Annotated in this window: 28 protein-coding genes; 9 read left to right on the forward strand and 19 right to left on the reverse strand. The window is 63.6% G+C overall.

Features of this window, described 5'->3' with window-relative positions:
• Nucleotide 1 precedes the first annotated feature (1 nt).
• A complete protein-coding gene (phaC, locus tag Hhyl6_RS20455; protein WP_483741102.1) occupies nt 2–1,324 on the forward strand; it encodes a class III poly(R)-hydroxyalkanoic acid synthase subunit PhaC in 1,323 nt (440 codons plus the stop codon).
• A gap of 221 nt (nt 1,325–1,545) precedes the next feature.
• Here the strand turns inward: phaC and Hhyl6_RS20460 are convergent, their stop codons facing one another.
• The 5 genes from Hhyl6_RS20460 to Hhyl6_RS20480 form a co-directional block, all read right to left on the reverse strand.
• Complete coding sequence (locus Hhyl6_RS20460) at nt 1,546–2,298, reverse strand: plastocyanin/azurin family copper-binding protein (protein ID WP_483741103.1); 753 nt, start codon at nt 2,296–2,298, stop codon at nt 1,546–1,548.
• Nucleotides 2,285–2,671 (reverse strand): thioredoxin family protein, encoded by a 387-nt coding sequence (locus Hhyl6_RS20465; RefSeq protein ID WP_483741104.1) that lies wholly within the window; start codon nt 2,669–2,671, stop codon nt 2,285–2,287. Before Hhyl6_RS20465 ends, Hhyl6_RS20460 begins: the two co-directional genes overlap by 14 nt.
• A gap of 203 nt (nt 2,672–2,874) precedes the next feature.
• On the reverse strand, nt 2,875–3,273 hold the full coding sequence (locus Hhyl6_RS20470; protein ID WP_483741105.1) for a DUF302 domain-containing protein: 399 nt from the start codon (nt 3,271–3,273) through the stop codon (nt 2,875–2,877).
• A 92-nt stretch (nt 3,274–3,365) separates the two neighbouring features.
• Entirely contained in the window at nt 3,366–3,716 is a 351-nt protein-coding gene (locus Hhyl6_RS20475) for an SHOCT domain-containing protein (protein WP_483741106.1), read from the reverse strand.
• 62 nt (nt 3,717–3,778) lie between these two features.
• Nucleotides 3,779–4,075 (reverse strand): hypothetical protein, encoded by a 297-nt coding sequence (locus tag Hhyl6_RS20480; protein WP_483741107.1) that lies wholly within the window; start codon nt 4,073–4,075, stop codon nt 3,779–3,781.
• 389 nt (nt 4,076–4,464) lie between these two features.
• Here Hhyl6_RS20480 and Hhyl6_RS20485 point away from each other — a divergent pair, with 389 nt between their 5' ends.
• Nucleotides 4,465–5,208, forward strand: a complete 744-nt coding sequence (locus tag Hhyl6_RS20485) for a DUF4396 domain-containing protein (RefSeq protein WP_483741108.1) — start codon at nt 4,465–4,467, stop codon at nt 5,206–5,208.
• 326 nt (nt 5,209–5,534) lie between these two features.
• Here Hhyl6_RS20485 and Hhyl6_RS20490 read toward each other — a convergent pair whose 3' ends face one another.
• Together Hhyl6_RS20490 and Hhyl6_RS20495 are read right to left on the reverse strand one after the other, a co-directional pair.
• The gene (locus Hhyl6_RS20490) at nt 5,535–5,891 is read right to left on the reverse strand and encodes a four-helix bundle copper-binding protein (RefSeq protein ID WP_483741160.1); all 357 of its coding nucleotides are present in this window, start codon (nt 5,889–5,891) and stop codon (nt 5,535–5,537) included.
• A gap of 200 nt (nt 5,892–6,091) precedes the next feature.
• Nucleotides 6,092–6,685: a helix-turn-helix transcriptional regulator gene (locus Hhyl6_RS20495; RefSeq protein WP_483741109.1), complete on the reverse strand. Its 594-nt coding sequence runs from the start codon at nt 6,683–6,685 to the stop codon at nt 6,092–6,094.
• 384 nt (nt 6,686–7,069) lie between these two features.
• Between Hhyl6_RS20495 and Hhyl6_RS20500 the strand changes: the two genes are divergently transcribed.
• Entirely contained in the window at nt 7,070–7,549 is a 480-nt protein-coding gene (locus tag Hhyl6_RS20500; RefSeq protein WP_483741110.1) for a hypothetical protein, read from the forward strand.
• Between the two features lie 151 nt (nt 7,550–7,700).
• On the opposite strand, the gene Hhyl6_RS20505 is transcribed toward Hhyl6_RS20500, so the two are convergent.
• From Hhyl6_RS20505 to Hhyl6_RS20545, 9 genes are all read right to left on the reverse strand, one after another.
• Nucleotides 7,701–9,203: a molybdopterin-dependent oxidoreductase gene (locus Hhyl6_RS20505; protein WP_483741111.1), complete on the reverse strand. Its 1,503-nt coding sequence runs from the start codon at nt 9,201–9,203 to the stop codon at nt 7,701–7,703.
• Nucleotides 9,200–9,874 (reverse strand): DUF7546 family protein, encoded by a 675-nt coding sequence (locus Hhyl6_RS20510; protein ID WP_483741112.1) that lies wholly within the window; start codon nt 9,872–9,874, stop codon nt 9,200–9,202. The genes Hhyl6_RS20505 and Hhyl6_RS20510 overlap by 4 nt, the downstream gene beginning before the upstream one ends.
• Nucleotides 9,871–11,328 carry a heme o synthase gene (locus Hhyl6_RS20515; RefSeq protein ID WP_483741113.1) on the reverse strand — a complete coding sequence of 486 codons (1,458 nt, stop codon included), beginning with the start codon at nt 11,326–11,328 and terminating at the stop codon, nt 9,871–9,873. The genes Hhyl6_RS20510 and Hhyl6_RS20515 overlap by 4 nt, the downstream gene beginning before the upstream one ends.
• 7 nt (nt 11,329–11,335) lie before the next feature.
• The gene (locus tag Hhyl6_RS20520; protein ID WP_483741114.1) at nt 11,336–12,142 is read right to left on the reverse strand and encodes a cytochrome c oxidase subunit 3; all 807 of its coding nucleotides are present in this window, start codon (nt 12,140–12,142) and stop codon (nt 11,336–11,338) included.
• A gap of 5 nt (nt 12,143–12,147) precedes the next feature.
• The gene (locus tag Hhyl6_RS20525) at nt 12,148–13,125 is read right to left on the reverse strand and encodes a cytochrome c oxidase subunit II (protein WP_483741115.1); all 978 of its coding nucleotides are present in this window, start codon (nt 13,123–13,125) and stop codon (nt 12,148–12,150) included.
• A complete protein-coding gene (locus Hhyl6_RS20530) occupies nt 13,125–14,840 on the reverse strand; it encodes a cytochrome c oxidase subunit I (RefSeq protein ID WP_483741116.1) in 1,716 nt (571 codons plus the stop codon). Before Hhyl6_RS20530 ends, Hhyl6_RS20525 begins: the two co-directional genes overlap by 1 nt.
• Before the next feature lie 42 nt (nt 14,841–14,882).
• Entirely contained in the window at nt 14,883–15,704 is an 822-nt protein-coding gene (locus Hhyl6_RS20535; protein WP_483741117.1) for a cupredoxin domain-containing protein, read from the reverse strand.
• Between the two features lie 114 nt (nt 15,705–15,818).
• Complete coding sequence (locus Hhyl6_RS20540) at nt 15,819–16,400, reverse strand: ArsR family transcriptional regulator (protein ID WP_483741118.1); 582 nt, start codon at nt 16,398–16,400, stop codon at nt 15,819–15,821.
• On the reverse strand, nt 16,397–16,711 hold the full coding sequence (locus Hhyl6_RS20545; RefSeq protein ID WP_483741119.1) for a hypothetical protein: 315 nt from the start codon (nt 16,709–16,711) through the stop codon (nt 16,397–16,399). Before Hhyl6_RS20545 ends, Hhyl6_RS20540 begins: the two co-directional genes overlap by 4 nt.
• A 187-nt stretch (nt 16,712–16,898) precedes the next feature.
• On the opposite strand from Hhyl6_RS20545, the gene Hhyl6_RS20550 reads away from it, so the two are divergent.
• Entirely contained in the window at nt 16,899–17,117 is a 219-nt protein-coding gene (locus Hhyl6_RS20550) for a hypothetical protein (RefSeq protein ID WP_483741120.1), read from the forward strand.
• Nucleotides 17,118–17,194: 77 nt separating this feature from the next.
• On the opposite strand, the gene Hhyl6_RS20555 is transcribed toward Hhyl6_RS20550, so the two are convergent.
• Nucleotides 17,195–17,428 carry a helix-turn-helix domain-containing protein gene (locus Hhyl6_RS20555; protein WP_483741121.1) on the reverse strand — a complete coding sequence of 78 codons (234 nt, stop codon included), beginning with the start codon at nt 17,426–17,428 and terminating at the stop codon, nt 17,195–17,197.
• A 12-nt stretch (nt 17,429–17,440) separates the two neighbouring features.
• Here Hhyl6_RS20555 and Hhyl6_RS20560 point away from each other — a divergent pair, with 12 nt between their 5' ends.
• Nucleotides 17,441–17,722, forward strand: a complete 282-nt coding sequence (locus Hhyl6_RS20560; protein WP_483741122.1) for a winged helix-turn-helix transcriptional regulator — start codon at nt 17,441–17,443, stop codon at nt 17,720–17,722.
• Nucleotides 17,723–17,743: 21 nt separating this feature from the next.
• Here Hhyl6_RS20560 and Hhyl6_RS20565 read toward each other — a convergent pair whose 3' ends face one another.
• Nucleotides 17,744–18,241 carry a hypothetical protein gene (locus Hhyl6_RS20565; protein WP_483741123.1) on the reverse strand — a complete coding sequence of 166 codons (498 nt, stop codon included), beginning with the start codon at nt 18,239–18,241 and terminating at the stop codon, nt 17,744–17,746.
• 245 nt (nt 18,242–18,486) lie between these two features.
• Between Hhyl6_RS20565 and Hhyl6_RS20570 the strand changes: the two genes are divergently transcribed.
• From Hhyl6_RS20570 to Hhyl6_RS20580, 3 genes are all read left to right on the forward strand, one after another.
• Nucleotides 18,487–19,701, forward strand: coding sequence for an aminotransferase class V-fold PLP-dependent enzyme (locus Hhyl6_RS20570; protein WP_483741124.1), 1,215 nt, complete (start codon nt 18,487–18,489; stop codon nt 19,699–19,701).
• A 127-nt stretch (nt 19,702–19,828) separates the two neighbouring features.
• A complete protein-coding gene (locus tag Hhyl6_RS20575) occupies nt 19,829–20,488 on the forward strand; it encodes a helix-turn-helix domain-containing protein (RefSeq protein WP_483741125.1) in 660 nt (219 codons plus the stop codon).
• A gap of 198 nt (nt 20,489–20,686) precedes the next feature.
• Nucleotides 20,687–21,106 carry a helix-turn-helix transcriptional regulator gene (locus tag Hhyl6_RS20580; RefSeq protein WP_483741126.1) on the forward strand — a complete coding sequence of 140 codons (420 nt, stop codon included), beginning with the start codon at nt 20,687–20,689 and terminating at the stop codon, nt 21,104–21,106.
• A 123-nt stretch (nt 21,107–21,229) separates the two neighbouring features.
• On the opposite strand, the gene Hhyl6_RS20585 is transcribed toward Hhyl6_RS20580, so the two are convergent.
• Complete coding sequence (locus Hhyl6_RS20585) at nt 21,230–22,924, reverse strand: PQQ-binding-like beta-propeller repeat protein (protein WP_483741127.1); 1,695 nt, start codon at nt 22,922–22,924, stop codon at nt 21,230–21,232.
• Nucleotides 22,925–23,305: 381 nt separating this feature from the next.
• On the opposite strand from Hhyl6_RS20585, the gene Hhyl6_RS20590 reads away from it, so the two are divergent.
• A complete protein-coding gene (locus Hhyl6_RS20590; RefSeq protein ID WP_483741128.1) occupies nt 23,306–23,974 on the forward strand; it encodes an AIM24 family protein in 669 nt (222 codons plus the stop codon).
• Nucleotides 23,975–24,064: the final 90 nt, after the last annotated feature.

Consider the following 24,064-nt stretch of genomic DNA (forward strand, 5'->3'; position numbering starts at 1 on the left):
CATGAATCCGATAACGGCGGCCCTACAGGTCCAGCATCGAACGCTCACGCGCGGCGCAGACGTCGCCGAGACGATGCGTCTCCTCCCGAAACGACTCGACGATATCGCCGCTGTCGAGATTGAGCAAACGCCGAGCGAGACCATCTATTCGGAGAACAAAGTCGAACTACGACACTACGAGCCGTTGACGGACGACCGGCACGACACGCCGCTCCTCGTGGTCTACGCGCTCATCAACCGACCCTACATTCTCGACCTCCAACCTGACAAGAGTGTGGTGCGACGGTTCCTCGAGAGCGGCTTCGACGTCTATCTCGTCGACTGGGGCGAACCGTCACGACTGGACGCGTCACTAACCCTCGGGGACTACGTGAAGCGATATCTCGACAACTGCGTCGACGTCGTCCGCGACCGGACTGGAACTGACGCGGTCAGCGTGCTCGGTTACTGCATGGGTGGGACACTGAGCGCGATGTACGCGGCTATCCACCCGGAGAAGGTCGACACTCTGGGACTCATGGCGACGGGCCTGTGTTTTGACGACACAGGTGGCGTCCTCGAACAGTGGGGGAGCGAGGAGTACTTCGACCCCGATACGGTACTCGAGACGTACGGGAACGTCCCGTCTGCGTTTCTCGCTTCGGGGTTCGCCCAACTGAATCCAGTCGATACGTGCGTGGGCAAATACACGCTGCTACTCGACAACCTCGAGGACCAGAGCGCCGTCGAGAACTTCGTCCGGATGGAACGGTGGGTGCGTGACGGGGTGGACGTTCCGGGAGAAGCCTACCGACAGTTCATCGAGGACGTCTATCAGGAGAACGCTCTCTACCGGAACAAGTTCGTGCTGGACGGCGAGCACGTCGACATCGAGAATCTCACGATGCCGGTGATGCAAATCGTCGGGTCGTTCGACCACCTCATTCCCCCGGCGGCGAGCAAGCCCTTCTCAGACAGAATCCCCAGTGAGGACACCGCCATCTACGAATTCCCCACCGGCCACGTCGGGATGGCAGTCTCGGAGAAGGCCCACGCGGAGCTATGGCCCCGCGTTGCGACGTGGTTCCGTGAGCAATCTGCGCCACAGAGCGAGGCCTCGGCTACGTTCGACCGCGGAGAAACCGCGACTGGGGCCGCCCAGCGACAGTCTCTGCGGACGGTCGACGGTATCGGTACGACTTACGAGCAGCGCCTTCACGAGGTCGGAATCACGTCGCTGAATCAGCTCGCAGCCGAGGAGCCTGACTCGCTCGCTGGCAGACTCGGCATCAGTGTGTCACGGGTGACGTCGTGGGTCGAGCGAGCGCAGCGACGCACCAGCTAGAATTCGACAGCTCCGATCATCGGCTCACCGACGCACTTCGGACAGACGTCGGTGTCGTAGTCCGCCATGCAGTGACTGTGGCAAGTGGTTCCACAGTGTTCGCAGACGAACACCACATCGTCGCTAGTACACTGTGTCGCACAGATGTAGCACCGAGCCATAGGTGCTCGAACGTACGGTGGCTATCGAGATAAATCGAGTGTCCACAGTCTTCGACAGACTCACTCGTCCCTCCTCTCGGCTAACCGCTCACGACGTCGCTGGAACTCCGCCTCGTCGATATCGCCCCGCTCATATCTCCGTTGGAGCGTCTCCATCGCTGCGTCGGCACGTTTGTCGTGCGCGTCACTGCTCCCCAGTGCCCAGTACAGGAGGCCGCCGACCACCCCCAGCATTCCGAGTGCCCCACCAACGAACGGCAGTCCACCGACCCAACCACCAGTTCGACCGTTCATCATGCCCGGGCCAGACCCCATCCCCGGCCCCATCATACCGTCACGAGACCGTTCGGGGCCCTCGATACTCGACCCATACGGAACACTGCCCCGTTCGACGATTTCTTCGCTGTCGGGCACGTCGCCGTCCGGGATAGACCCGTCCTCGGCCGGTCCGCCGGGACTGCCGACGACGATGCGACCGACCATTCCGACCGCCTTGTGGGGGATGCAGTAGTAGTCGTACGTGCCCGGCTCCTCGAACGTGTACTCGAACCCGCCCGACGAGATAACGCCGCTATCGAACCCAGCGTCCTCGGTCGGGACTCGATTCTCGTACGACGTCGCCGAATGTGCCCCGGCCGCTATCTCGAAACGAACGGTCGTACCGGGGTCGACGTAGAGGCCTATCGGGTCGAAGTAGTTGTTCCCCATCTCGACGACGGGTACCTCCTGTGCAGATGCTCGCTGGCTGACTCCCACGCTGGCGACTGCGCTGGCTCCCAGCACTCCCAGGAACTGGCGTCTATCGTAGTTCATTCTGATGTATTCGTGTGCGTCGTCTCCGTGCGATGCTGACCAGACGGTGCGCGAGGCCGGCCGACTGGTGGTCTCCGGTCTCGATCGCAGCCCGCAAGTCGTCTCGATTCACGTGGCCGACGAACTCAGCCGTCCGTTCCCCGTCCTCGGACACCAGCGTCGTAGGCGTCTTCCGGACGCCGTACTCGTCGGTCTTCTCCAGGTCACTCTGGACGTCGCCATCGCGAAACTCGACGGCGGGGAATTCGGTCTCGATGTCCTCATGTACCGCTCGCTGGGCCGAGCAGGCTCCGCACGTTTCCTGTGTGAAGAGAGCTACCTCGGTCACGTTTTGAGGTATGGTATTGCGTTTGTTGTGAATTTCTATTGGCATTCGAAAGTTGTGATGGGTCTCGACTTCAGATTCGAAGGGTGCCTCGAGCGGAGCTAAGCGGACCGGACATCCGGGGTCGTTTCCACCGAGGTCTCGGCGACACGCAGTCACCGAACTCGTCGAGCCGACCGCCCCTGCGTGACTGGGCGACTTTCGACCGCTTCAATCCAAGACGGCACCGTCATCCACTCCATCGACTGAGACTAGAACTCCTCGGCGACGCTGGCGAGAACACGCTCAAACCGGGTCAGAACTTCCGTCGCAATCGAGTCGAGCGCTTCGTTGTCGGCGATGCCAACCAGTCGCTGCGGGTCGACGGCACTCACCACGACGTCGCCATCGTCGGTTTCGTAGACGATGACGTTACAGGGGAGAAGCGCACCGAGTTCGATCTCCTCGTTCAGACCCTCGTGTGCCAGCCCGGGGTTACACGCGCCGAGGATGCGGTACTGTCGAAATGATTCACCGAGTTTCTCCTCGAAAGTGGCCTCTACGTCGATGTCACAGAGGACGCCGAAGCCTTCGTCTTTGAGTGCGTCAATCGTCGTCCCGACGACTTGGTCGAACTCGCCGGAAATCGATTCTTGTATTGTGTAAGTCACACAATACAGTACTCTATTGAGTGTCTTAACGTTGGTGTTTCGGGACGTCGTCTCGAACAGACGTACCTACACCGGAACGCGTATCGGCTACGTCACCCGGTACGCTCCAACTCCTCTCGTCGTCGCTCGAATTCGTCGCCCGACAGCTCTCCACGAGCGTAGCGCTCTCGGAGGACCGCCAGCGGCCGTCCGTCGGGACCGTCTCGACCACGCTTCGTGAGCGCGAGGACGAAGACGAGTGGAATCACGAGTAGCAATCCCATCCAGAGGAGTCCCCAGCCCCCCATCGCTCCACCGAAGACCCCCACGTCGCCCATCATGCTACCGCCGTAGCCCCCGCTTCCGTGGGCAGCAGCCGTCCCGGTCGTAACGACGAGGAGGGAACCAGCGAGTATCGTGAGTCGACGAGCGGTACGCCCGAGGTGAGTGATGAGTTGCGTCATAATCGTGAATTGGTAGGTGAGTTCCGCTGTTCGTCCGATTCAATCGGTACGGTCAGGGACCCTCAGCAGTGGCCCTGCCCGTACCTCCCGCCGTCGTAGTCGTCGTCGGCCATGTCTTGGGCCATCTCGTCGACGGTCACACCCATGTGCGACTCCATCCATTCGACGCTACCCGGGCCCATGTGGTCGGTCATGTGGCCCTCCATCCAGGTCGCCCAGTCGTCGGCGGTCCCGTTGTACGGGGGCGCGTCGTCAGCGGTCGTTTCGGTGCCGTGTGCGCTGACCAGGCCCGGGGCGAACGCGAGTCCGACGATCGCGAGCACCACGAGCAGCCAGCCGCCGAGTTTGAAGGTGGTCATTGTGCTTCTCCTCGGTTACTCGTAGGACCGCTCGGAGGTTGTGCCGATGGGTGTGAATCCGGGAAGGAGAACGTTCGAGAGCGTGTATAGACCGTTCTAACCGTTTTTCAGAACCAGAACCGTTCATACCCGTCGAATTCGGCGGGATGTGGTTAGTCCGTCGTAGTCTCTCCCGACGGTCGAGAGCCGAGTGCCGAAACGTAGCGAGCGGAAGCGGACGCTTCGGGGGCCGGTGTGAGCGCAAAGATGGCTCTCCATCGCGCGCGTCGAGCTTTGGAATCTTAACCACAACCCCGGAAAGTATCCCTCCCCAACTAGGTGCCGTAAGGATTCGTCGGCCCGCGGACGATAGCGCACAGCTTCGAACTGTTGCAGATACTCCGTCGACAATGCTACTCCAAGGACTCCTCAAACAAATCGAACACGCACTCGCACCGGTTCGCCACGTCATGAAACCAATCCTCTCCGACCCGTTCGTGATGGGTGTCTGGGCGCTGTTGGTCGTCGGAGCCGTCGCCACACTCTGGTGGGACATCAGAGAACGGAATCAGGCGTTGCCGTCGATGATGAAAGGCGTCTGGACGCTCGTGGTCCTCTACTCTGGTCCGTTCGGGTTGGCCGTCTACTGGTACTCGGGGCGAACCCAGATTAGCAACGACTCCCTGTGGCGACGGGGATTCCGGTCGACCGCCCACTGCTATTCGGGGTGTGGTGCCGGTGAAGTCCTCGGGTTCGTGCTCCTCGCGGGCCTGCTCGCACTAGAGAGCACGCTAGTCGTCACTGCAGGGACGTTCGCGCTCGCGTACCTGTTCGGGTACGCCCTGACGGTCGGCCCGCTGATGCAGGAGGGCGTCGGGTTCGGCGAGGCGATGCTGGACGCTCTGTACAGCGAGACGCCGAGCATCACCGTCATGGAGATTGCGGCCATCGGAACGGACCTGCTGATTGCCAGTCAGGCCCACATCAGCGACCTCCTGTTCTGGGGGGCGCTGGTGTTCTCGCTGTCGGTCGGGTTCGTCTTCGCCTTCCCCATCAACGCCACACTGGTTCGCTTCGGTGTCAAGGAGGGAATGGAGAACCCCGCCAAGATGGGGCAGAGCCAGACCAACAGACAGGCCCAGGCGGCGGACTAGAGAGTATCGGGGCACGCGCCGAACACCACAACACGCAGTCAGCCGAAATCGCGAATCGCTCGCTGGGACTCGTCGGCCGTGACTGGATTCAGGTTCCGGTAGCTCTTCTCAGCGACGCGCTCACGTTGTCCGTGGCCGTAGCTATCGCAGTGTTGGTTCGCCGATGGCCATCGAATCGGATGTGTTCCCTCCGCAGTGGGTTCTCGGTGGGAATCTCTCGCTCGTCACGTTCGTCCTCTCGCCCGAATAGCCTGGGCTCTCAGAAAAACCCGCCGCCGGGTGAAGGGAGGCAGGTGTGGCGGTTCGTCTCGCTTCTTCTCACCGAGTTACGTGTTCGTCGTGTTCCGACAGCTCTCCGCGCACTCGCGGAGGACCTCGGCGCAGAGCTGACAGTGGTCGTCGTCGTGACCTTCGCACTCCTCTGCACACGCTTCACACACGTCAGCGCAGACGTCCCCGAGCTGGCTGCTGTAGTTCGAGTTCCGTGCCATGAACCGAGCGTGTAGCGAGGCGATATCGGCGACGTCTCGGCAGAGACGGGCACACTCTTCCATCTCTTCGTCGCCGAGACACTCGTCGGCACACCACTCACACACCTCGGCGGCTTCGTTGCAGGTCTCGATGCACGATTGCTCTTCGTCGGACAGGCGGTCGAACTTGGAGACTGTTTCGGCAAGGGACATTGCACCCCATCGTATGGAGGGCTCGTAGTTCATCGACGTGCTTGCCCTTGCGGGGATGTCATCCCACGTCGAGGGTCGATAGACTCGAGGAGTTGCTTAGCGGACGCAGGGCTCGGGAAGGGACCCTGACAAGTGTGGTCCGCCTCGATTCAGCACCTGCGACCACAGTGCCATCCCTTCTGGACCGACGGTTTCGACAGCTAGCGCGCCTGGTTCTGACGCAGGTCGTCGCTCGGATAGACACGATACGTTCGCCCCTGCCGTTCTCGATACAACAGACCACGCTTCTCGAGGGCGCTAACTGTCTGGCTCACCTTGCTCTTCGAGAAGTCCGACCTGTCTCGCAGTTCGATTTGCGTGATGCCGGGCGAGGAGAGCACCGGTTCGAGGATGCGTCGTTCGTCCTCCGGCAAGAGGTCCAACACGCGGGCTCGGGGCTGGGCCTCTGGATTGATCTCTGTATCCGGTCCGGCGGGGCTATCTGGTGAGGGTGACTGCTCTCGGTCAGTCGGGCTCGACTGCTCGCTCTCTGGACCGGACGGGTGGTCGGTACTGGTGAGTTCGTCACGAATTGCGAGATACCCACCGCCGATGACGGCCGAGACGAGGAGCGTCCCGACGACGTACCACAGGGGGTTCGTTCCGTGAACTGCTCCCATCGACGTGCCCATCATCGACCCCATCTGCTCGAAGGCCCGCTGTTGCTGGTACGCTTGCCAACTGAGCGCGCCGCCGAAGACGACGACAGCGGCGACGACGAGGCCGGCCACTGCGTCGGCACGCCGTCGGTTCATGCATCATACCTCGCTCGGACGTGGTACTCGGTCATGATTGAGAGTTGGCGATACTGCGCTGTACCAGTTTTGATTGGCCGGGGCAATACTGGCCAGTAGCCAGTCCCGATACCGGTATCGAGACGCGGCGTTCAGCGATGCTCGTGTCCCGGGCGAGTTCTATCCCCAGAAACTTGCGGATGCCACTGTGGACGCTCGGTGGGGGTTTCGTCTCGAACGAACTGATGGCACCGGGAACTGATGGGCTTCGTCTTCGTGTACGCCTGCGCGTGGCTGTACAACGCATTCGCGCGATAGCTGACGACGGCGGAGTATCGACGAGATGGGCCAGCAGACGGACGACCGTCGAAAAGCAATTGCGAGTGGACGACGAAATCGGAAGTGATGTGCCCAGTTGCCCGCGCGGCACGGACGTTCCTTTTCGGCCGTTACTGGGACGTAACGTGGCGATTCTTCGCGGGAGCCGTCGGACTTTGCGTCCTGACGGCGGGAGTCGCCGCCGTCGGGAACTTGTTGCTCCGGTACTGGCCAGAGCTGTATGCACACCTCGCAATCGAATCGGTCGCGGTGGTCCTGTTCGTCGGCACGGTCGGACTGGCGATAGCCAACGCGTACGTCAACGGCGGCGTTCTCACGACCGCGCTGGTGACCGGTGCTCCGCTGGTGGGACTGTTCGGCTATCTGTACGCCGTCTCTACGCTGTTCGGTGGAACTGCGCTCGGTTCCCTCACGCTCGACAGCCTGACGTCGCTCGGGGCCGGTATCGGAGCCATCAGTCTCGGCAGCTATCTGTTCGGGTCGCTGCTGTATCTACGGCGCACACCGCGTCTCGGACCCGTCGATGGCCACCGAGGCCGGTTTTGAGTGGGGTAACCACGGCCGAGGACGGCTCGTGTCGGCGACCGTCTTTCCCTGTGAGTAGGTGGCCGGTCGCTCGCGCTATCTCTGCCGGCGTGAGGGCCGCTAATCGGGTGGGCAAGACTAGAACCTCCGGTGACGGTTGGTCGAGGCTGTCTCAGGGACGGACGATGCGCGAGACCCACCCACTGGCACCGCGGGGATACGGTGAGGCCTCTTTACGGGGTTGGACCGACCCCTCGCCGTCGACGGCCCGCACGATTACGTGATGTCGCTCGACAGTCGGTTCCCATTCGTACGCCCACTGGCGCCACGTGTCACTGTCGGGCAACGGTTCCGAGAGTCGCGCCCGGTGCCACGTCTCCCCGCCGTCGACCGATACCTCGACTCGCTGGATGCCCCTGACACCGGCGTAGGCGTGGCCAGCGACTTGTATCCGGCCGTCTGCGAGACGATTCACGACGTGGAGCTTTGCGACCGTGGTGACTGGTCCGGTGCCGTGCCACCCTCGTTTCTCCCAGTACCCGACGGCGTCGTGCTCTAAGAACTCGATAGCTGTGAGCCACTTCACGTTGATCTCTCCCCAGTGTCCCGGAATAAGGGCGCGTACCGGGAACCCGTGTTTTCGTGGGAGGGGCTGTCCGTTCATGCCGTAGGCGAGGAACCCGTGTCGTAACGCGTCGATTGGGAATTCCTCGTAATAGTCGTCTGCTGCTCGCAACATCACGTGCGTAGCGGCGTCGGAGACCCCGGCTGGCTCGATGATTCTCGTCACCGGGACACCTGTCCAGAGAGCGGTGTCCATCAACTGCCCGTTGAGCGGTTCCCCGACACAGCGGAGCGTGAGAAATCGGTGCGACGGCTCCATCGACGTGACGTCGGCGTACGTGACAGTGCGTTCTGTCTCGACCGCGCCGGTGACGTGAAGCCGCCAGTCAGCCTCGTCGACAGCCGGGTTGACTGCGTCGATATCGACCTCGTAGAATTCTCCGACCGGCGTGACGAGTCCGTCGAGGTCAGCGACGTCGAGCGACTGGTCGCGCGCCTTCGACAGGCGCCTATCGATGTGCTCACGCTCTTCCGGTGAGATGGCAGTCACCGACGATGAGGCTGGGCTGACGACGCGGAGACCCACCAGCGTAGAGATACCGACGAACCCGGCGAGGCCGGCGACAGCAGTGAGGACGCGGCGGCGTCCGACGGGGTGGGTCGGTACGAGTGGCCTTCGCCCACAGAGGCCGACGACCACGGCCATCGGAAGCGCCGCACCGAGCGCGAAGAACGGTGCTCGAACGAGCACCGCAGCCGTGCCCCATCCAGCGAAGTACGTCCCTATCACGGCACCGACGGTTCCCTCGACGCGGTTGCCCAATGCCGCACCGACGAGCGCCGCGGCCGCGAGCAACAGTATCGTGAGGCCGAGAGCGACTGCGAACGCGAGGGGCTCGCCGAGTTTGCCGAGCCACACGATTGCCGCAGTGACGACTATCCCCGGTGTGTTCCCGACGACCCAGGAGTGCACCGGCGCGACGACGAAGTTGACGGTGAGCCCTGCAACGGCGAAGGAGCCAGCGACACCGACGATACCCGCGAGAACCGCGGGGAGGGCCCACTGACGAACGCTTGCCCGCACCCGACTGGCACTTGGACGGGACGTCATCGAAACGGGGACCATCCTCGATGGCTCGCGTACAACAGCCCGATAGTCAGGAGAAACACCAGCGTCCCGACGTCGTACGACCAGCGGTAGGCAGTCGTCGCGAGTCCTGTCGCGGGGCCACCGAGGAGCCCGACTGCCGGGGCGAGTATCGGAACGGTGCAACCGACGCAGGTCACGAGGCCGAAGACGCCCGAAATCGCGCCGCGAGTCAGAGCGAGCGTGTTGGCGTACATCAGGTACGCGAGCGAGCCGTACCCGACGACCTCGAACGGCACGAGATACAGGCGGACCAGCGAACTCTCGACAGCGACGAGTGGCCCCCATCCCGGTGCGTACCAGCCGATTCGACCGTCGAACAGGAGCCCTGGAACGCCGAACCCGACCTTACCCGCGACGGCCATGACGAGGAGGAAGTAGCCGCTCGCAACGAGTACCGCGACCAGCCGATGTCGCCGGTTCCCAGCGTCCGGACGTGTTCGCCAGACGGCCCAGAGCCCGGCGTCGATCCAGACGAACGGATACACCAGATACCGGACTCGGTCGACAGTCGCGTTCGTGAGCGCGAAGTAGCCGACTAACGCGGCCGCTTCGAGCGCAACCACGCCGACCCAGAGTACGGCGACCGGTACGTCTTTCATCTGCCGCCCAGCCACTGCGGTGGTTCGGGTCATACGAGGAGGGTGTCGACCAGTATCGCTACCAGCAGGCTACCGAGGTACGCGTTCGACGCGTGGAACGCGCGGAGCGCTGCCCGGCGGTCCCGTTCTCGAAACACTACCAGTACCGCCGCGATGAACACGCCGCCGGCCGTCGCAGCCGTCACTGCGTACACCACATCGAGTGCGGGAGTCACCCCCAGCGCGATGGCCGCGAGCATCGTCGCACCCAGATAGCAGAGGACGCGTCGTCGCGTGAGCGACTCCCCCCGAACTACCGGTAACATCGGAATCCCCGCTCGCGCGTACTCGTCCCGATACGCCATCGCGAGGTTGTAGAAGTGCGCAGGCGTCCACAGGACGATGACTGCTCCGAGCACGAGAGCAGGGACACCAATCGTGTCAGTGACAGCGACCCACCCAATCAGCGCCGGGAACGCGCCGACCGCCCCGCCCGACACGACGTTCTGTGTGGTGTTCGGCTTCAGAACGAGCGTGTACCCGACGCTGTAGAAGAGGATGGCGACTAGTCCGAGCGCCGCCGCCAGTACGTTCACCAAGGTGACGAAGACGACGACCGAGGCTACGCTCAGGACGACGCCGAAGGTCAGGGCACCCCGTACGGAGATGCGGCCCTCGACCAGTGGTCGGTCGTTCGTCCGGGACATCTGCCGGTCCACGTCTCGTTCGAGGACGTTGTTGAACGTCCCGCTGGCCCCTATCGCAAGAACCCCTCCGGCGAGCGTCGCCACGACAGTTCCCGCCTCCAACGCAGGGCCACCGGCAAGCCCCATCGCGGCCAGCGCGACCAGACAGAGGAGCCACCAGAGCTTCGGCTTCGTCAGTTCGAGGTACGCGTGGGCACGCTCGACGGTGGTGACGGGACGTGTAGCATCGCGTGAGTCGGTGGTCGAGACAGTCCCCGACCGGTCCCTCGGGGCCGGCCGAGACGGGGCAGGCGAGCCCTCGGATTTGGCAGGCGAACCGGCCGCCGCGTCGACGGGCGTCTCGGCTTCGAGTTGCCAGAGCAGGGCCACGAGGAGCGTCGAAAAGATGCCCATGGCGAAGACGAGGTGTGCCGCAGACGACGTGGTGGAGGCGCCCTGCATCGCCGTAATCGCACCGATACCGACCTGAATCGGGTAGAGTACCGCGGCGACGACGAGCGCGTAGCGGACTCGCCGCGGGGCAGCGGAACGCCACCACGCCGCGCCAGTGGTGAGTACGAGCACCACACCGACGGCCAGTGCCACGACCCGGTGGAGCCAAGCGGCGAGATGCGAGAGTGGCGTATCAGTGGAGACCAGCCACTCTCCGTCGCAGGCCGGCCACGTCGAACAGGTGACAGCTCCCTCGAGCAGAGCCGTGGAGACTCCGACCGCTAGCAACAGGTAGACACCCACTGTCGTCACCGCAAGCAGGTCGGCCAGTCCGAACCCGGGACGGTTGGTCAGGTGAGGTGGACGCATCGGTCGGTCACATCCCGAAGTAGACGAACGTCAAGATGGCAATCGAGACCGCCGTCAGGAAGTGCCAGTAAACCTCGACGGTCCGAACCATCAGGTTGCGGTTCGCGCTGAAGTGCCCGCGAACCTTCGCACGGTACACCACGATGCCGACCATCACCAACCCTGCGACGAGATGTCCCGCGTGGAGTCCCGTCAGCGCGTAGTAGGCGGCGCCGTAGGGGCCGGTACTCCAGTCGAGTCCGTTCGACAGGAGTCTGGAGTACTCGACGCCGAGGAGTCCGAGGAACACCACACCGAGGCCGAAGGCCGCCGCGTATCCGCGGACGAGGCCCGGTCGATTGTCCGCCGGAATCTGTCGCCGCCCGTAGCGGACGGTGATGCTCCCGAGGAGCATCGCGCCAGTCATCGCGGCCCCTAGCCAGAGCGTCAGTCCGGGATACCCCGGTGGTGGGAACGGCCCGCGCGTCGCGTCGAGGTAGAACCACGCGACGAAGAACCCCATGAAGACGAGAATCTCGCTGACGACGAGGACGTACATCCCGAGTAGCCCCGTCTCGATGCCGAGCAACTGGCGCTTCTGCTCCGGGACGACGCCGGCCTCGTACTCCTCGACGGCGTACTCGCGTGTCCACCCCCAGAGGCCGTACGCCATCACGGGGACACCCGCGATGAGTACCGGCGGCCACAGGAGTCCCCAGCCGAGAAGGAGGAACCCCATTCCGACGAAGAGGGGGTACTTACTGCCGTGCGGGAACCCTTCGGCGCCCTCGCCCCGTCGAACCGGTTCGCCGACCTGTGAGTCTGGTTCAGTCACGAATCTCACCTCGAATTGTCGACCCGGCGAGCGATTGCGTGCCCCCCGTCGGCCGTACCACTCTCGTCGTGTCCGTCGGATTCACCCTCGCCACGTCCGTCCGATTCGCCCTCGTCGTGTCCATCGCCGCCGACTCCGGTCGGTTCGAAGGCGGCGTCGCCACCGGTCGCGTTGGCCCACGTCTCGTAATCTGCCTGCGAGACGATGTACACCGTCGCGACCATCTTCGAGTGTCCCTTCCCACAGAGTTCGGCACACGTCACGTCGTAGGCGTCGGCCGCGACGGTCCCGTTGCCGGCCGCGAGGGACGTTTCACCGTGGACCTCGCCCACGTAGAACCACGCCTGGTTCGACTGCGCCGGAATCGCGTCCTTGGTGATGCCGAGGTCCTTGATGGCGAAACTGTGGATGACGTCCGCCGACGTCGTCTCGAAGACGACGAGCGTGTTCGCCGGGAGCACGACTTGGTCACCCTGTGAGTACGGTATCCCCTCGACGTCGAACCGCCAGAACCACTGGCTCGCAGTCACTGTCATGTGTATCTGCTGGCTCGCGCCGGTCTGTTCCGCCGCGTGGGCCGGCGTCGCCTCGTCGGTCTGTGCGAGGGTGGAGGCCCCCACGAATATCGTGGTCGACATGACGACGAGGACGGCGAGCACGAACACGGAGAGTCTGACGCGTCCCTGTCCGGGAATCATCGGTGCCGCTCGGTCTCGAACGCCAGTCGAGTGTTGCGTGACCGACCAGACGATGGCCCCGACGAAGAGGCCGCCACCGACGAGAGCCGCGAGGAACATGGTCTGCTTGAAATCGATGATGGTAGCGACCGGCAGGAGCCCTTCTTCTTCGGGTTCGAGGAGACCGTTGCCGAACTCGTAGACGAACAGCGCGAACGTGAACAAGAATACGGACCCCCAGAGGAGTGCCTCCAAGCGGTCGCCACGCTCGTCGACGACGACCCCGATGTCGTCACCGGCGGCCATCAGTCGTCACCCCCCGTCTCCGTGGGCGGCCCGCCGTCCGCTGCGACCGAGTCACTGTCGGACACTGACTTGGTGATGGCGCCCGGCGTCGGTGGCCAATACGGGAAGCCGTCCCACTCCGGGGACGGCATCTGCTGCCCCGAGAGGAGGTCCTCCCACGGACTCGTGGTCGCGTCGCCCGCACGGAGGCTCCAGAGGAGGTTGGCGAAGAACGCGAGTTGACCGACGGCCGCGGTGAGCGCGAATCCCGTCGCGAGGATGTGCCCGAGTTGGAGCTGTGGGGCGTACGTGTACGTCGCGTACCGACGCATCATCATCACGCCGTCGGAGCCCGGTGCCGTTCCGTCACCGAGCAGTCCCATCATGAAGAACAGGCCGAACATCCCCACGATGGTCGTGAAGGCGTGGAACTTCGCGAGCGACGTGTTGTACATCCGCCCCGTCATGCGGGGGTACCAGTAGTAGACGCCGGCCAAGAGACCGAACAGACCGACGGTGACGATGGTGAAGTGGAAGTGGCCGACGACGAAGTACGTCGAGTGGAACTGCAGGTCTGTGGCCGGTTGGCCGAAGAAGGCTCCGTCCATCCCGGAGTACAGCAGGCCGACGACGACCGCGATGGAGAACAGCATCGGCGTCGTGAGGTGAAGCCGGCCTTTCCACATCGTCGCGACCATCGAGTAGATGTAGACCCCGAACCCGAGGAAGATAGCCATCGAGAAGACCATGAACGCGTAGCGACTGGCCCCGAGCCCCGTCGCGTACATGTGATGTGCCCAGACGCCGACCGAGGCGACGGTGATGACCGACATCGCCGCGATGAGTGGCTTGTAGCCGTATATCGGTCGCTCCGAGAACCGAGAGATGACTTCCGCGGCGATGCCCATGCCCGGCAGGACGAGTACGTACACCTCGGGGTGCCCGAACGTCCAGAACAACCACTGATACAACAGCGGGTCCCCGCCGGCCCGCGCGTTGAAGAAGCTCATCGCGAGGTTGCGCTCCAGCCACACCATCCCCCACGCGGTGAGGATCCACGGGATGGAGTACAGCGCGAGGACGTTCGCGAACACCGTGAACCAGCAGAAGGGTGGCATGTCGAACAGGCCCATCTCCGGGTCGCGCTCGTTCAGGATGGTCACGAAGAAGTTGGCAGCACTCCCCGTCGAAGCGATGGCGAAGACGCCGACACCGACGAGCCCTGCATCCTGCCCGATGGAGTTCATCATGGTGTTCAGCGGCGGATACTGGAACCAACCAGCGGCCGTCGGGACACCGGTCAGCCCCAGAAGGTTGGTGACGAACGGCGTATACAGGATGACGAGCCCGGCAGAGATACCCCACGCCCCGAGAGCGTTCATCCTCGGCCACGCCATCTCTTCGACGCCGAGGAACAGTGGCAACATGTAATTGAAGAACGCGCCCTGAAGCGGGAGGATGACGAAGAATATCATCGTGAGCGCGTGGACGCTCACGAGCGAGTTGTACCCGAGCAGACTGAGATACACCGTGTCGGGTGCTACTGCGAGGTCCATCCGGAAGACGAGGGCCGCCAGCCCGCCGAGCGCGAACGCGACCAAGGCGTGCCACAGGTAGATGATTCCGATGACCTTGTGGTCTGTCGTGTAGAGCCAGTATCGCCAGCCGGTCGGTCCGTGCTCTTCTCCGGAGTGTTCAGCCGTTGTATCGTGTCCCGATGTGGTGTCGACGCTCATTGATTCGCTCCGCTTACTGTCTCGGTCTGTGGTCGATTCCGCTCACTCATCGTGACCACCGCCCGCTCCCCCGGCGTGGACGAACCCGCGGAGTTCCGCTACCTGATGTAGCAACGTCTCTCCGTGCATCGGGTCCAACTCCGGGATGCGTTCGATGTCGGCCGTCATCGCCGGCGCCCACCCCACCGGGTCTTCGCCCATGCCGCCGTCCTCGCCCCATATCTCGCCGACGACGACAGCACCGGCCATCTTGAACATGTGGTGATTTTGGCAGTAGTACAGATAGACACCTTTCTGCTGGAACTCGACGCCGAATCCCCCTTCCTGACCGACGAGGCGGACCATCTTTCGGTTGAAGCGCTCGTCTATCGTCGGGTCTCCACTGCCGTGTGTCCCGGCACGGAACCCCGAGTCGAAGTGGGACGCTCCGTCCGGGATGAGTCGCATGAACAGACCGCTCGCGCCGAACGACGTCACCGTGTGCGTCCGTCGCTCCGAGAACCCCGCCTCGTGAAAGTGCTCCCAGAAAACCCGCTGTCCGGGTTCGACCCAGACGACGTGCGGCATGAAGTGGTAGTTGTTCGAGTCGTCCGTCGGCGCGATTGTGCTGACGGTCACCGCTTCCATCTCCATGTGTTCGCCGCCGGGCATCTCCATCTCTATCTGGCTCGGACTCGCCGGATACGCATCGTCCGCTGGCGCACCTTTGGTCATCGCCAGTTCCTCGCGTCCCATCACGTACGACATCGACGCGTCGGTGCTTCCGGCGGTCATCGAACAACCCGCGAGTGACGCTACTGCGAGCGCGCTCGACGTCCCGCACAGTTCGAGGAACCGACGGCGTCCGCACGCATCGCCGGTCATCTGTGCACCCCGTTCATGTGTAGTGGTACCTAACTACACGACTTAAATCGGCATTATCTTCCAATACTCTGATAATTAGTGAGGAGATGGCATTGCATGTCAGGCCCGTCCTCACTACTGCGTGAGGTGGGATTCTGAGTCGTCGGCGATGGGCGCCCCCGAGAACTCGACGCCTTGGAGATACCGTTCACCGAACTCAGTTATACGATACTTGCCCCGCGCCTCTCGTTCGACGAGGCCGTGATTCGCGAGTTCGGTAAGCCGACGGTTAACTTCCTCTCGGCTGTAGTCGATGTTGTACGCGATGAGCGACGGAGTCAGGACGAGGTGCGTGGAGTGGAATAGTTCGAGGATTTCGTCGTCCATCGGTACCATCCAGTCGCTCGGATTGCGGAGTTCGCTCGGCTCACGCAACAGTAGCTTCGTCCACTCGTCTGCGGGGAGGTCCGCGTGGACCAGCGAATAGAGGCCCACAGTGACCAAGAGCACGGCGATGCCGTGGACGAGATGTGACAGGACCGGGTAATACATGTCGACTAGTGGGCCGCCGATGGCGAACACGAGCAGACCCGACACGACGAGATAGAGGAATCGGCGATAGCCGATGACGAACCGCTGAGAGTACAGCAGGTAGAGCAGTCCGACAGCGGAGAGAGCACCCATCGCGATGTCGTAGAGACGGAAGAGGTCGCTCATTGCGTGTTTCCGGCGTCTGCTGGGCTGTTGCGCGCACGGTGCTGACTCCAAATCATCGTCCAGATGAACGCGGCGATACCGGTGAATAGGACGCTCTTAACCGACCGAACCACCAGTGACGGGGCAGCGAAGACGAGGACGAAGACGTGAAACAGCGAGAAGACGACCAGAACGATGGTGAGGACGAAGATAGCCCACCCAAACGGGGACCGCTGGAGTCGTTCCCACACGAGAAGTGACAACAAAGTGGCGGCCATGCCAGTCGCGAGGGAGAAGGCGACGGTTAGTGTATAGGCAATGTCACCTTCCATATCGGTTGTTGGCGGCGAGAGAGTATATATGTTAGATATTATCTTACGCACGACGGGGATATATTTCCGAGAAGACTTTAGAAGAGAGCCTGCTCCCAGTTTGGAGCACGAAACGACCGTCCGTCGTCACCAGAAATTCGCAAACGGCCTCCATAACTATCTCTGTGGTTCCTGTTAATTATCCACGATGCTAGGGGTACAGACCGACTCGTCGAAACTCGGCCTCGTAATCGTTGTCGTGGGTGTCGTCTTGCTTCTCACGTTACGGGTCTGGGCGAGTCCAATCGTCAGTAGCATCGTCGGCCGTGACCGTGTGGACGTCGTCGCGTTTCTGGCCATCCCGGTCGTCCTGTTGCTCATCGGGGCGGGTATCGTCCTGTTCGTCTGGGGTTCGGAACTCGGGTGACTCTCGAACACTCGTAGACGGCCGACGGGGGATACCACGTCGACCCATCGTCTAGACGGTGCGCGACCAGCCTGCAATCACCGGTCGAACATCGACGCGATGGCCTTCGATTCCGCCTTCCGCAGGTGTTCGGCCGCGGTACTGGGCGCACAGCCCATCACTTCCGCCACGTCCTCGTGAGTCGCCTCCCGCGGGATTTCGTAGTACCCGAGCGCGAGGACCGTCTCGATTGCTTCGCGCTGGCGGTCGCTGAGGTGTGTCTCGACGGCGGCCGCCGTCGCTTCCAGACCGCTGACCTCCTCGATGGTCACGTCTACCGGCCCGTGAACGTCGTCTACGCACTCAGCGACGGAGAAAAGCGGTTCAACGACGTCAAACGGGCGACCGGCGCACGCTCGAAGACGCTCTCGGACGCCCTCGACGAACTCGTCGGCGCCGGCGTCGTCGAGCGACAGATGGAAGAGGCGGCACCTGTGGCCGTCTACTACAGTCTCACGCAGAAAGGGGAGGAACTCGCCGACGTCCTGTCCGACCTCGGGGCGTGGGCGGAGCGTTGGGGCGAAGAAGTCCCGGACGGCATCGACGCTCGCCTCAGAGAGGATTGAGCGAAGTGCCGTAAGAGAAACTCACTCGGTCGTCGCGTCCACGGCGGACGCTATTCTCGTCCGTTCGCGGGTCATCACGACGCCGAAGACGGCGCCGAGGAGGACGCCGTAGACGACGTGCGTGAGGAACCCCATCGGGACCAAGAACGGGACCGGTAGCGTCGCCGCACCGACCGCGTTCGCCCAGACGGGGAGGACGATACCGGCGGCGAAGAGTTCGAGTACGATACCGTAGAGGATACCGAGACCGACGACGCCGCGGAGGCCGTACTCGCGGAAGGAGGGCCGCGTGAGTATCGCGGCGAACACCAACGCGAAGACCACGCTGTGGAACAGGTGGGCGACCCACCCGGCCGCGACGGTCGGCTGACCGTACAGCGCTCCCACGAGAGGCATCGCTCCCATCACGAAGTGCATTAGCAGTCCCATACCGACGCCCGCGACGAGGCCGCTCGCGGCCGCGTTGCTCCACGTCCGGGTCGACCGCATCCCGGGGAAGCCGTAGCTCTGTGCGCTCATTTTCTGTCACCGAACATATGTTGGTCGTGCTGTAGGATAGCTCCGTATTGCCGGATACTCGCCCCATTCGACCCGCTGACACCCGCGATAGTAGCGCTGTCCGGGTGAGACGGGCCTGAATGGCGAGCAGAGCGTAGTCGGCACGGCAGGCGGAACGGTCCGAAATGGCACACTCCGTCTCTCCAGATTTAAGTTTCGGCTCCTCCTCGACGCTCGTGTCCACTGCGACGACGGAGACTCTCGATATGGCTGACACTCCATCCAACGACGATTCGGTGTACCGGGAACTCGACGTCCCGCCCGTGGTCAACGCCGCCGGGACGAAGACGCGCATCGGTGGGAGCCTGATTCGACAGGACGCCCGGAACGACATGAGCCGCGCCGCCGGGGAGTTCGTCGAGTTGGGCGACCTCCAGGCGCGGGCCTCGGAGCGCATCGCCTCGGTCACCGGTGCAGAGGCGGGGTACGTTACGTCCGGTGCCGGCGCAGGACTGTTGCTCTGTGCGGCCGCCGCAATCGCCGACCACGACGTGGGCGTCATGCATCGTCTGCCCGACACGACAGGCGTCGCCGACGAAATCGTGATGCCGCGCACGCACAGGACCGGCTACGACCACGCGCTGCGGACGGCGGGCGCGTCTATCGTCGACGTGGGGACGAACGACTACCGCCTCGGAACGGGGTCGACCAACGTCGAACCGTGGGAGATAGCCGACGCCATTACCGACCGAACCGCCGCAGTCGCGTACGTCCAGAAGTCCTACACGCAACCCGACCTCGGCGTCGTCTGCGAGATTGCACACGAACACGGCGTCCCGGTCATCGTCGACGCGGCGGCGGAGGTGCCGCCCGTCGAGAACCTCTCGGCGTTCGTCGAGGCCGGTGCGGACATGGTCGTCGTCAGCGGCGGGAAAGGGATTCGGGGTCCGCAGACGACCGGCATCGTCGCCGGGAAACAGCGCTACGTCGAGTCCATCGCGGTCCAGAACCTCGACATGCACGCCGCCGCCGACGTCTGGGACCCGCCGGCCGGACTCGTCGACCCCGAGAACTTCGACGGCGTCCCGCGGCAGGGCATCGGCCGGCCGATGAAGGTCGGCAAGGAGGAACTCGTCGGCCTCCTCAGTGCGCTCGACGCCTTCGTGAGCGAGGACCACGCCGCCGTCCAGTCCGAGTGGCGGGACGCCGCCGACTCGATGGCGACACGCCTCGAAGCGAACGGATTGGACGTTCACACGACGGCGGCGGAGGGGACCAGCGTCGCCCCGGAAGTCGTCGTCTCACTCGCTGGCACGGAGACGGACGCTTCGTCGGTCGTCGCCGCGCTACGTGCAGAGGACCCGCGGGTGTACGTCGGTGCCGACCGCCTCGACGCCGACGAAATCGTTCTCAACCCGATGTGTCTCTCCGGGGACGAACCCGAGTACGTCGTCGCGCGACTCCTCGGACACCTCCCATAGTCGAACAGTTGATTCGTCCCTCGTGGTACTAACATCACTTTTCTGTCATCTACCGCGTGGGGACGGTGTAGGAAATCCGACAACTGACATACGTAAGTTGATAAGTGATGGTGACAATCGGCTACGCATGAGCGTGATTCTCGAATTCACGTTACCGAGTGGGGAGTTCCGCCTCGGGGAAGCGCTGAGAGGGGACGACGACATGCACCTCGAACTCGAACGCATCGTGCCCACCGGTACGCAGATGATGCCGTTCATCTGGGCCACCGGGGAGGGGCACGAGGCGTTCGAGGTCCACGTCCGCGACAGCGATAGCGTCAAAGAACTCGTGGCACTCGACAGAGTGGACGACAGCACACTGTACAGAGTCGATTGGCAGGAGCCGCCGACGGACCTCCTCGCAGGTATCGCGGAGACGAGGGCCACCGTCCTCGAAGCCGAGGGGAACGACTCGTGGGTGTTCCGACTGCGGTTTACCGACCACGACCAGCTATCTCAGTTTCACAACTACTGCACGGAGAACGGCATCCCGATACACGTCGAGCGAACCTACACGTTTCGGGAGGACCACGACAACCGCCGCCAGTTCGGCCTCTCTCCGGAACAGCGTGAGGCACTCATCCTAGCGCTCCGACGTGGCTACTTCGAGACGCCGAGTGAGGTGACCTTGGAGGCGCTGGCGGACGAACTCGGCATCACTCGGCAGGCGCTCTCGAAACGGATTCGGCGGGGGAACCGGGAGGTGCTGGAAAAGGTGTTGTTGTCGTCCGTGACAGACTTCGAATAACCGACAGTTTCCGGGTCCGACTACGGTACTCATTTAAAAATCCTTGACTAGTCAACGGTAAAAAACACCCAAGTCCCATCAGAAAGCAAATCAAATGGATAACCGAAAAATCTTCGCCAGTCACAATTCGTCTGACGCTCGAACGCCTCCATGGCCGCACGGCGTGGTGCCCGGACCGCCCTCGGTGCAGCTAGGGCCATGAGGAAGGTATGGGCGTTCGTCCTCGGTGTGGCAGACCGGTTCGGCGGACTGATACGCGGCGACCGGCAGAACGAGTCACCAACCGAAGACGAAGCCAACGAAGAGCACGCTCAACCGACGCTCTCTCCAGAGAGTCTGGCCGCGATGGACGAACTCGACACGTCGCCGGAGACGTACGTCTTGGAACTCGTCGAGGCCGAAAGCGGTCGGATACGACAGCAGCACCTCGTCGAGGAGACGGGGTGGTCGACATCGAGCGTCTCCGGGCTGCTCGGGGAGATGGAAGAGAGGGGCCAGATTACGCGGTTCCACAAGGGTCGAGAGAAGGTCGTGTGCCTCCCCGAAGACGTGCCCGACCAGCAGTCCGTGTTAGGTCGGGGGAGCGACGAAGCGGACGATACGGAGGCCGCCGGCTGACTGCCCCCTCGTCAGCGGTCCTCCCCTACGAGGGTTCATTCTCGAAATGGTGGTTCCCGCGGCCGAACGGCGGCATCCTGGGCCGCGACGACGGCACGAGAATGCGCTGTGACCGAGACGTGCTCAGTCCGTGGAGAGGACCACCGAGTCGCTCGCCGTTCGCCCGCTGTCGTCGGTCACGCGGACGGTGACTTCGAGGTCACCACAGTAGTCAAGCGGTATCGTCACTGACTCGCCTGTCCTCTCGAACTCGCCGTCGGCATCCACGTCCCAGCGAACCCGTTCGACGGTCCCGTCTGGGTCCGACGCGTTCGCCGTCAGCGTCACGTTCGTTCCAGCGTCGAGGTCCGTCGACCCGGCGTTCGGCGGGTCGGTGCTGATGCTCACCGTGGGGTCGCGCTCTTCGGGTATCGTGACGGTGTCGTTGGCGAAGCGGTGCGCCGGACCGACCGCGTCCGTGGTCGAATCGAGCGCAGTGATTGTACCCGCATCGGCGTACACGCCGTGACTCGCGGTCCTGAGGAACAGCGACCCCTCTGCGGGGACCGTCGAAATCAGGTAGCCGGTGGGGCTTCCGTCCAAGAGATAGCCCCACCGCTCGTCGCCGGACGTGGCGTTCAGCGCGTAGACGCCCGCCTGCGGCGGACTGCCGGTCTGTGCACCCTCGACGCTCTGGTGGAACGCGCCGGCGTACACCGTCCCGTTGGCGACGCTCGGGGTCGCCACCCGCGCGTCGGTCTGGAACCGCCAGTCGGTCGACCCGTTGGCGGCGTCGATGGCGTGGACCGTCCCGACGACGCCGTCCGTCTCGGTATCCGTGTCCAGCGTGCTCACGTACACCGTCCCGTGGTGGAGCGCCGGCGCGGAAATCCACTCCGAGGCGTTGCCGCCGAACGACGAGACCGGGGACTCGCTCCAACGGACCTCGCCACTGTCGGCGTCGAGTGCGTACAGGCCCGACGGCGGCACCGTGAGGTACGCCGCATCCTCGGTGACGACGATTCGCCGCTGGTTCTCCGTCAGCGGACCGGTGTAGGATGCCTCCGAGGACGAAACCGTCGTGTTCCACCGTTGCTCGCCGCTGTCCGCGTCGAACGCCCGGACGGTCGTGTTCGCGCCGTCACGCTGTCGGAGCACGAGCGTTCCGTCACTGTAAGCGACGTCCTCGACGGTGCCGCGGTAGACCGGTTCGGGCGTGACCGAGGTGTTCCACACCGTCTCGCCTGTGGTCGCGTTCAGCGCGTACAGTTGGTCGGGGTCCTCACCGGTCTCGACGTACACCCGACCGTCGGCGGCCACGTAGGCCCTCGAATCCCGCATCTTCGAGTCGTTTCGCGCCCACGCGACGTCGCCGGTCGAGGCGTTCAGCGCGTAGACGCCGCCGATTTGGTCCGGCGGGTCGTCGTCGACGACGCCGCTACTGTCGCCCATACTGGTCAGGAAGACCAGTCCGTTCGAGACGGTGGCTCCCCTGACCGGCCCCGGAACCGCGCTCTGGTTCCACTGTACCGCGCCGGTCGCCGCGTCGTAGGCGACGACGTGGCCCTCGCTCTCGTACGTCGGCGAGGTGCCGGTGTCGTCGTAGGCGACGTAGGCCGTCCCGTTGACGACGACCGGTGCGAACGGTTCCCCCGGCCCGCCGTCGTACTCTGTCTCCTGTTGCCAGACCGCCGTGGCGTTCGGACCCGTCGGTGCCGCGCCCGCGTTGGACCCGGTGTGGGCAGTGTCGCCCCGAGCACTCGGCCAGTCGTCGGCCGCCGGCCCGGACGGATGTGCAATCGCGACGGACGTCATCGTCACCGCGACGAGCAGCGTCACTACCAGTGTTCGTCGTACCGACATACCCGGACGTGTCGGTACAAAACCATTCCTACTAGTCCGATAAGGTGTCCGAACTCTGGGTTAACGCGATATACAATCCCGGTACGCTACCGCTCTACCCGCGGCGACCGTCGTTCGACCGAATCGAAGATATTCGTCGCGAGAGGGTACCTCTCGCTTTCCTAACCTCCGGTGCTGTGCAGAGAGATGACAGAGCGTCCGCTCAGAACCAACGTCGCGGCAGGGGTTCAATCGACCGTAGTAACGCATCGGCGCCTTTCTTCGGGGTGGCTGTCTTGGGTGAATTACGATACTGAGAACGTTTATTGCAAGAGTCGGCAAACACTGCCACAGGGTCCCCGCGGCCCTGATTCACCCATGGAACTCGACGAATTCGTCTCACAGAACGCGCCCGACGAGAGTCGGGACCGGTTCGAACTGGAGAACAGCAAACTGCTCGACATCGACGTCGACGGCACCGTCATGACCAAAGCAGGGTCGATGATAGCGTATCAGGGCGAGTTGACCTTCACCGGGAAGTCCTCCGCCGAGGGCGGATTGACCGGCTTCATCAAGAGCCAGGTGTCCAGCGAGGGCACGCCGGTCATGGAAGTCGAAGGACAGGGCCACGTCTACGTCGCGGAACAGGGCAAGCGGATTCAGATTCTCGCCCTCGACGAGGGCGAGTCGATCACGGTCAACGGCAACGACGTCCTCGCCTTCGAGGACAGCGTCGACTACGAAATCGGCACCATCGGGAGCGTCAGCGGCGCGTCCGCCGCCGGCCTCACGAACGTCTTCCTCTCCGGACCGGGAATGATTGCCATCACGACACACGGCGACCCGCTGGTGCTGGAACCGCCAGTCCGCACAGACCCCGACGCGACTGTGGCGTGGTCCACCGACCTCTCGCCGAGCATCAAGACCGACCGCAGTCTGAGCGACTCGATAGGCCAGTCCTCCGGCGAGACGTACCAGATGGACTTCGACGGCGACAGCGGGTTCGTCGTCGTCCAGCCCTTCGAGGAGACTGTCAGCCGGACGTAGCAAAAGGTAGGCTCCCTTCGAGCGGCCACGTCACCCGGTCGTCCGGGGCAATCCCGCCTCGCCGTGGCTGCCGTGTCACCGTGAGCGGTC

The sequence above is a fragment of the Haloarcula sp. H-hyl6 genome (genome assembly GCF_056934455.1).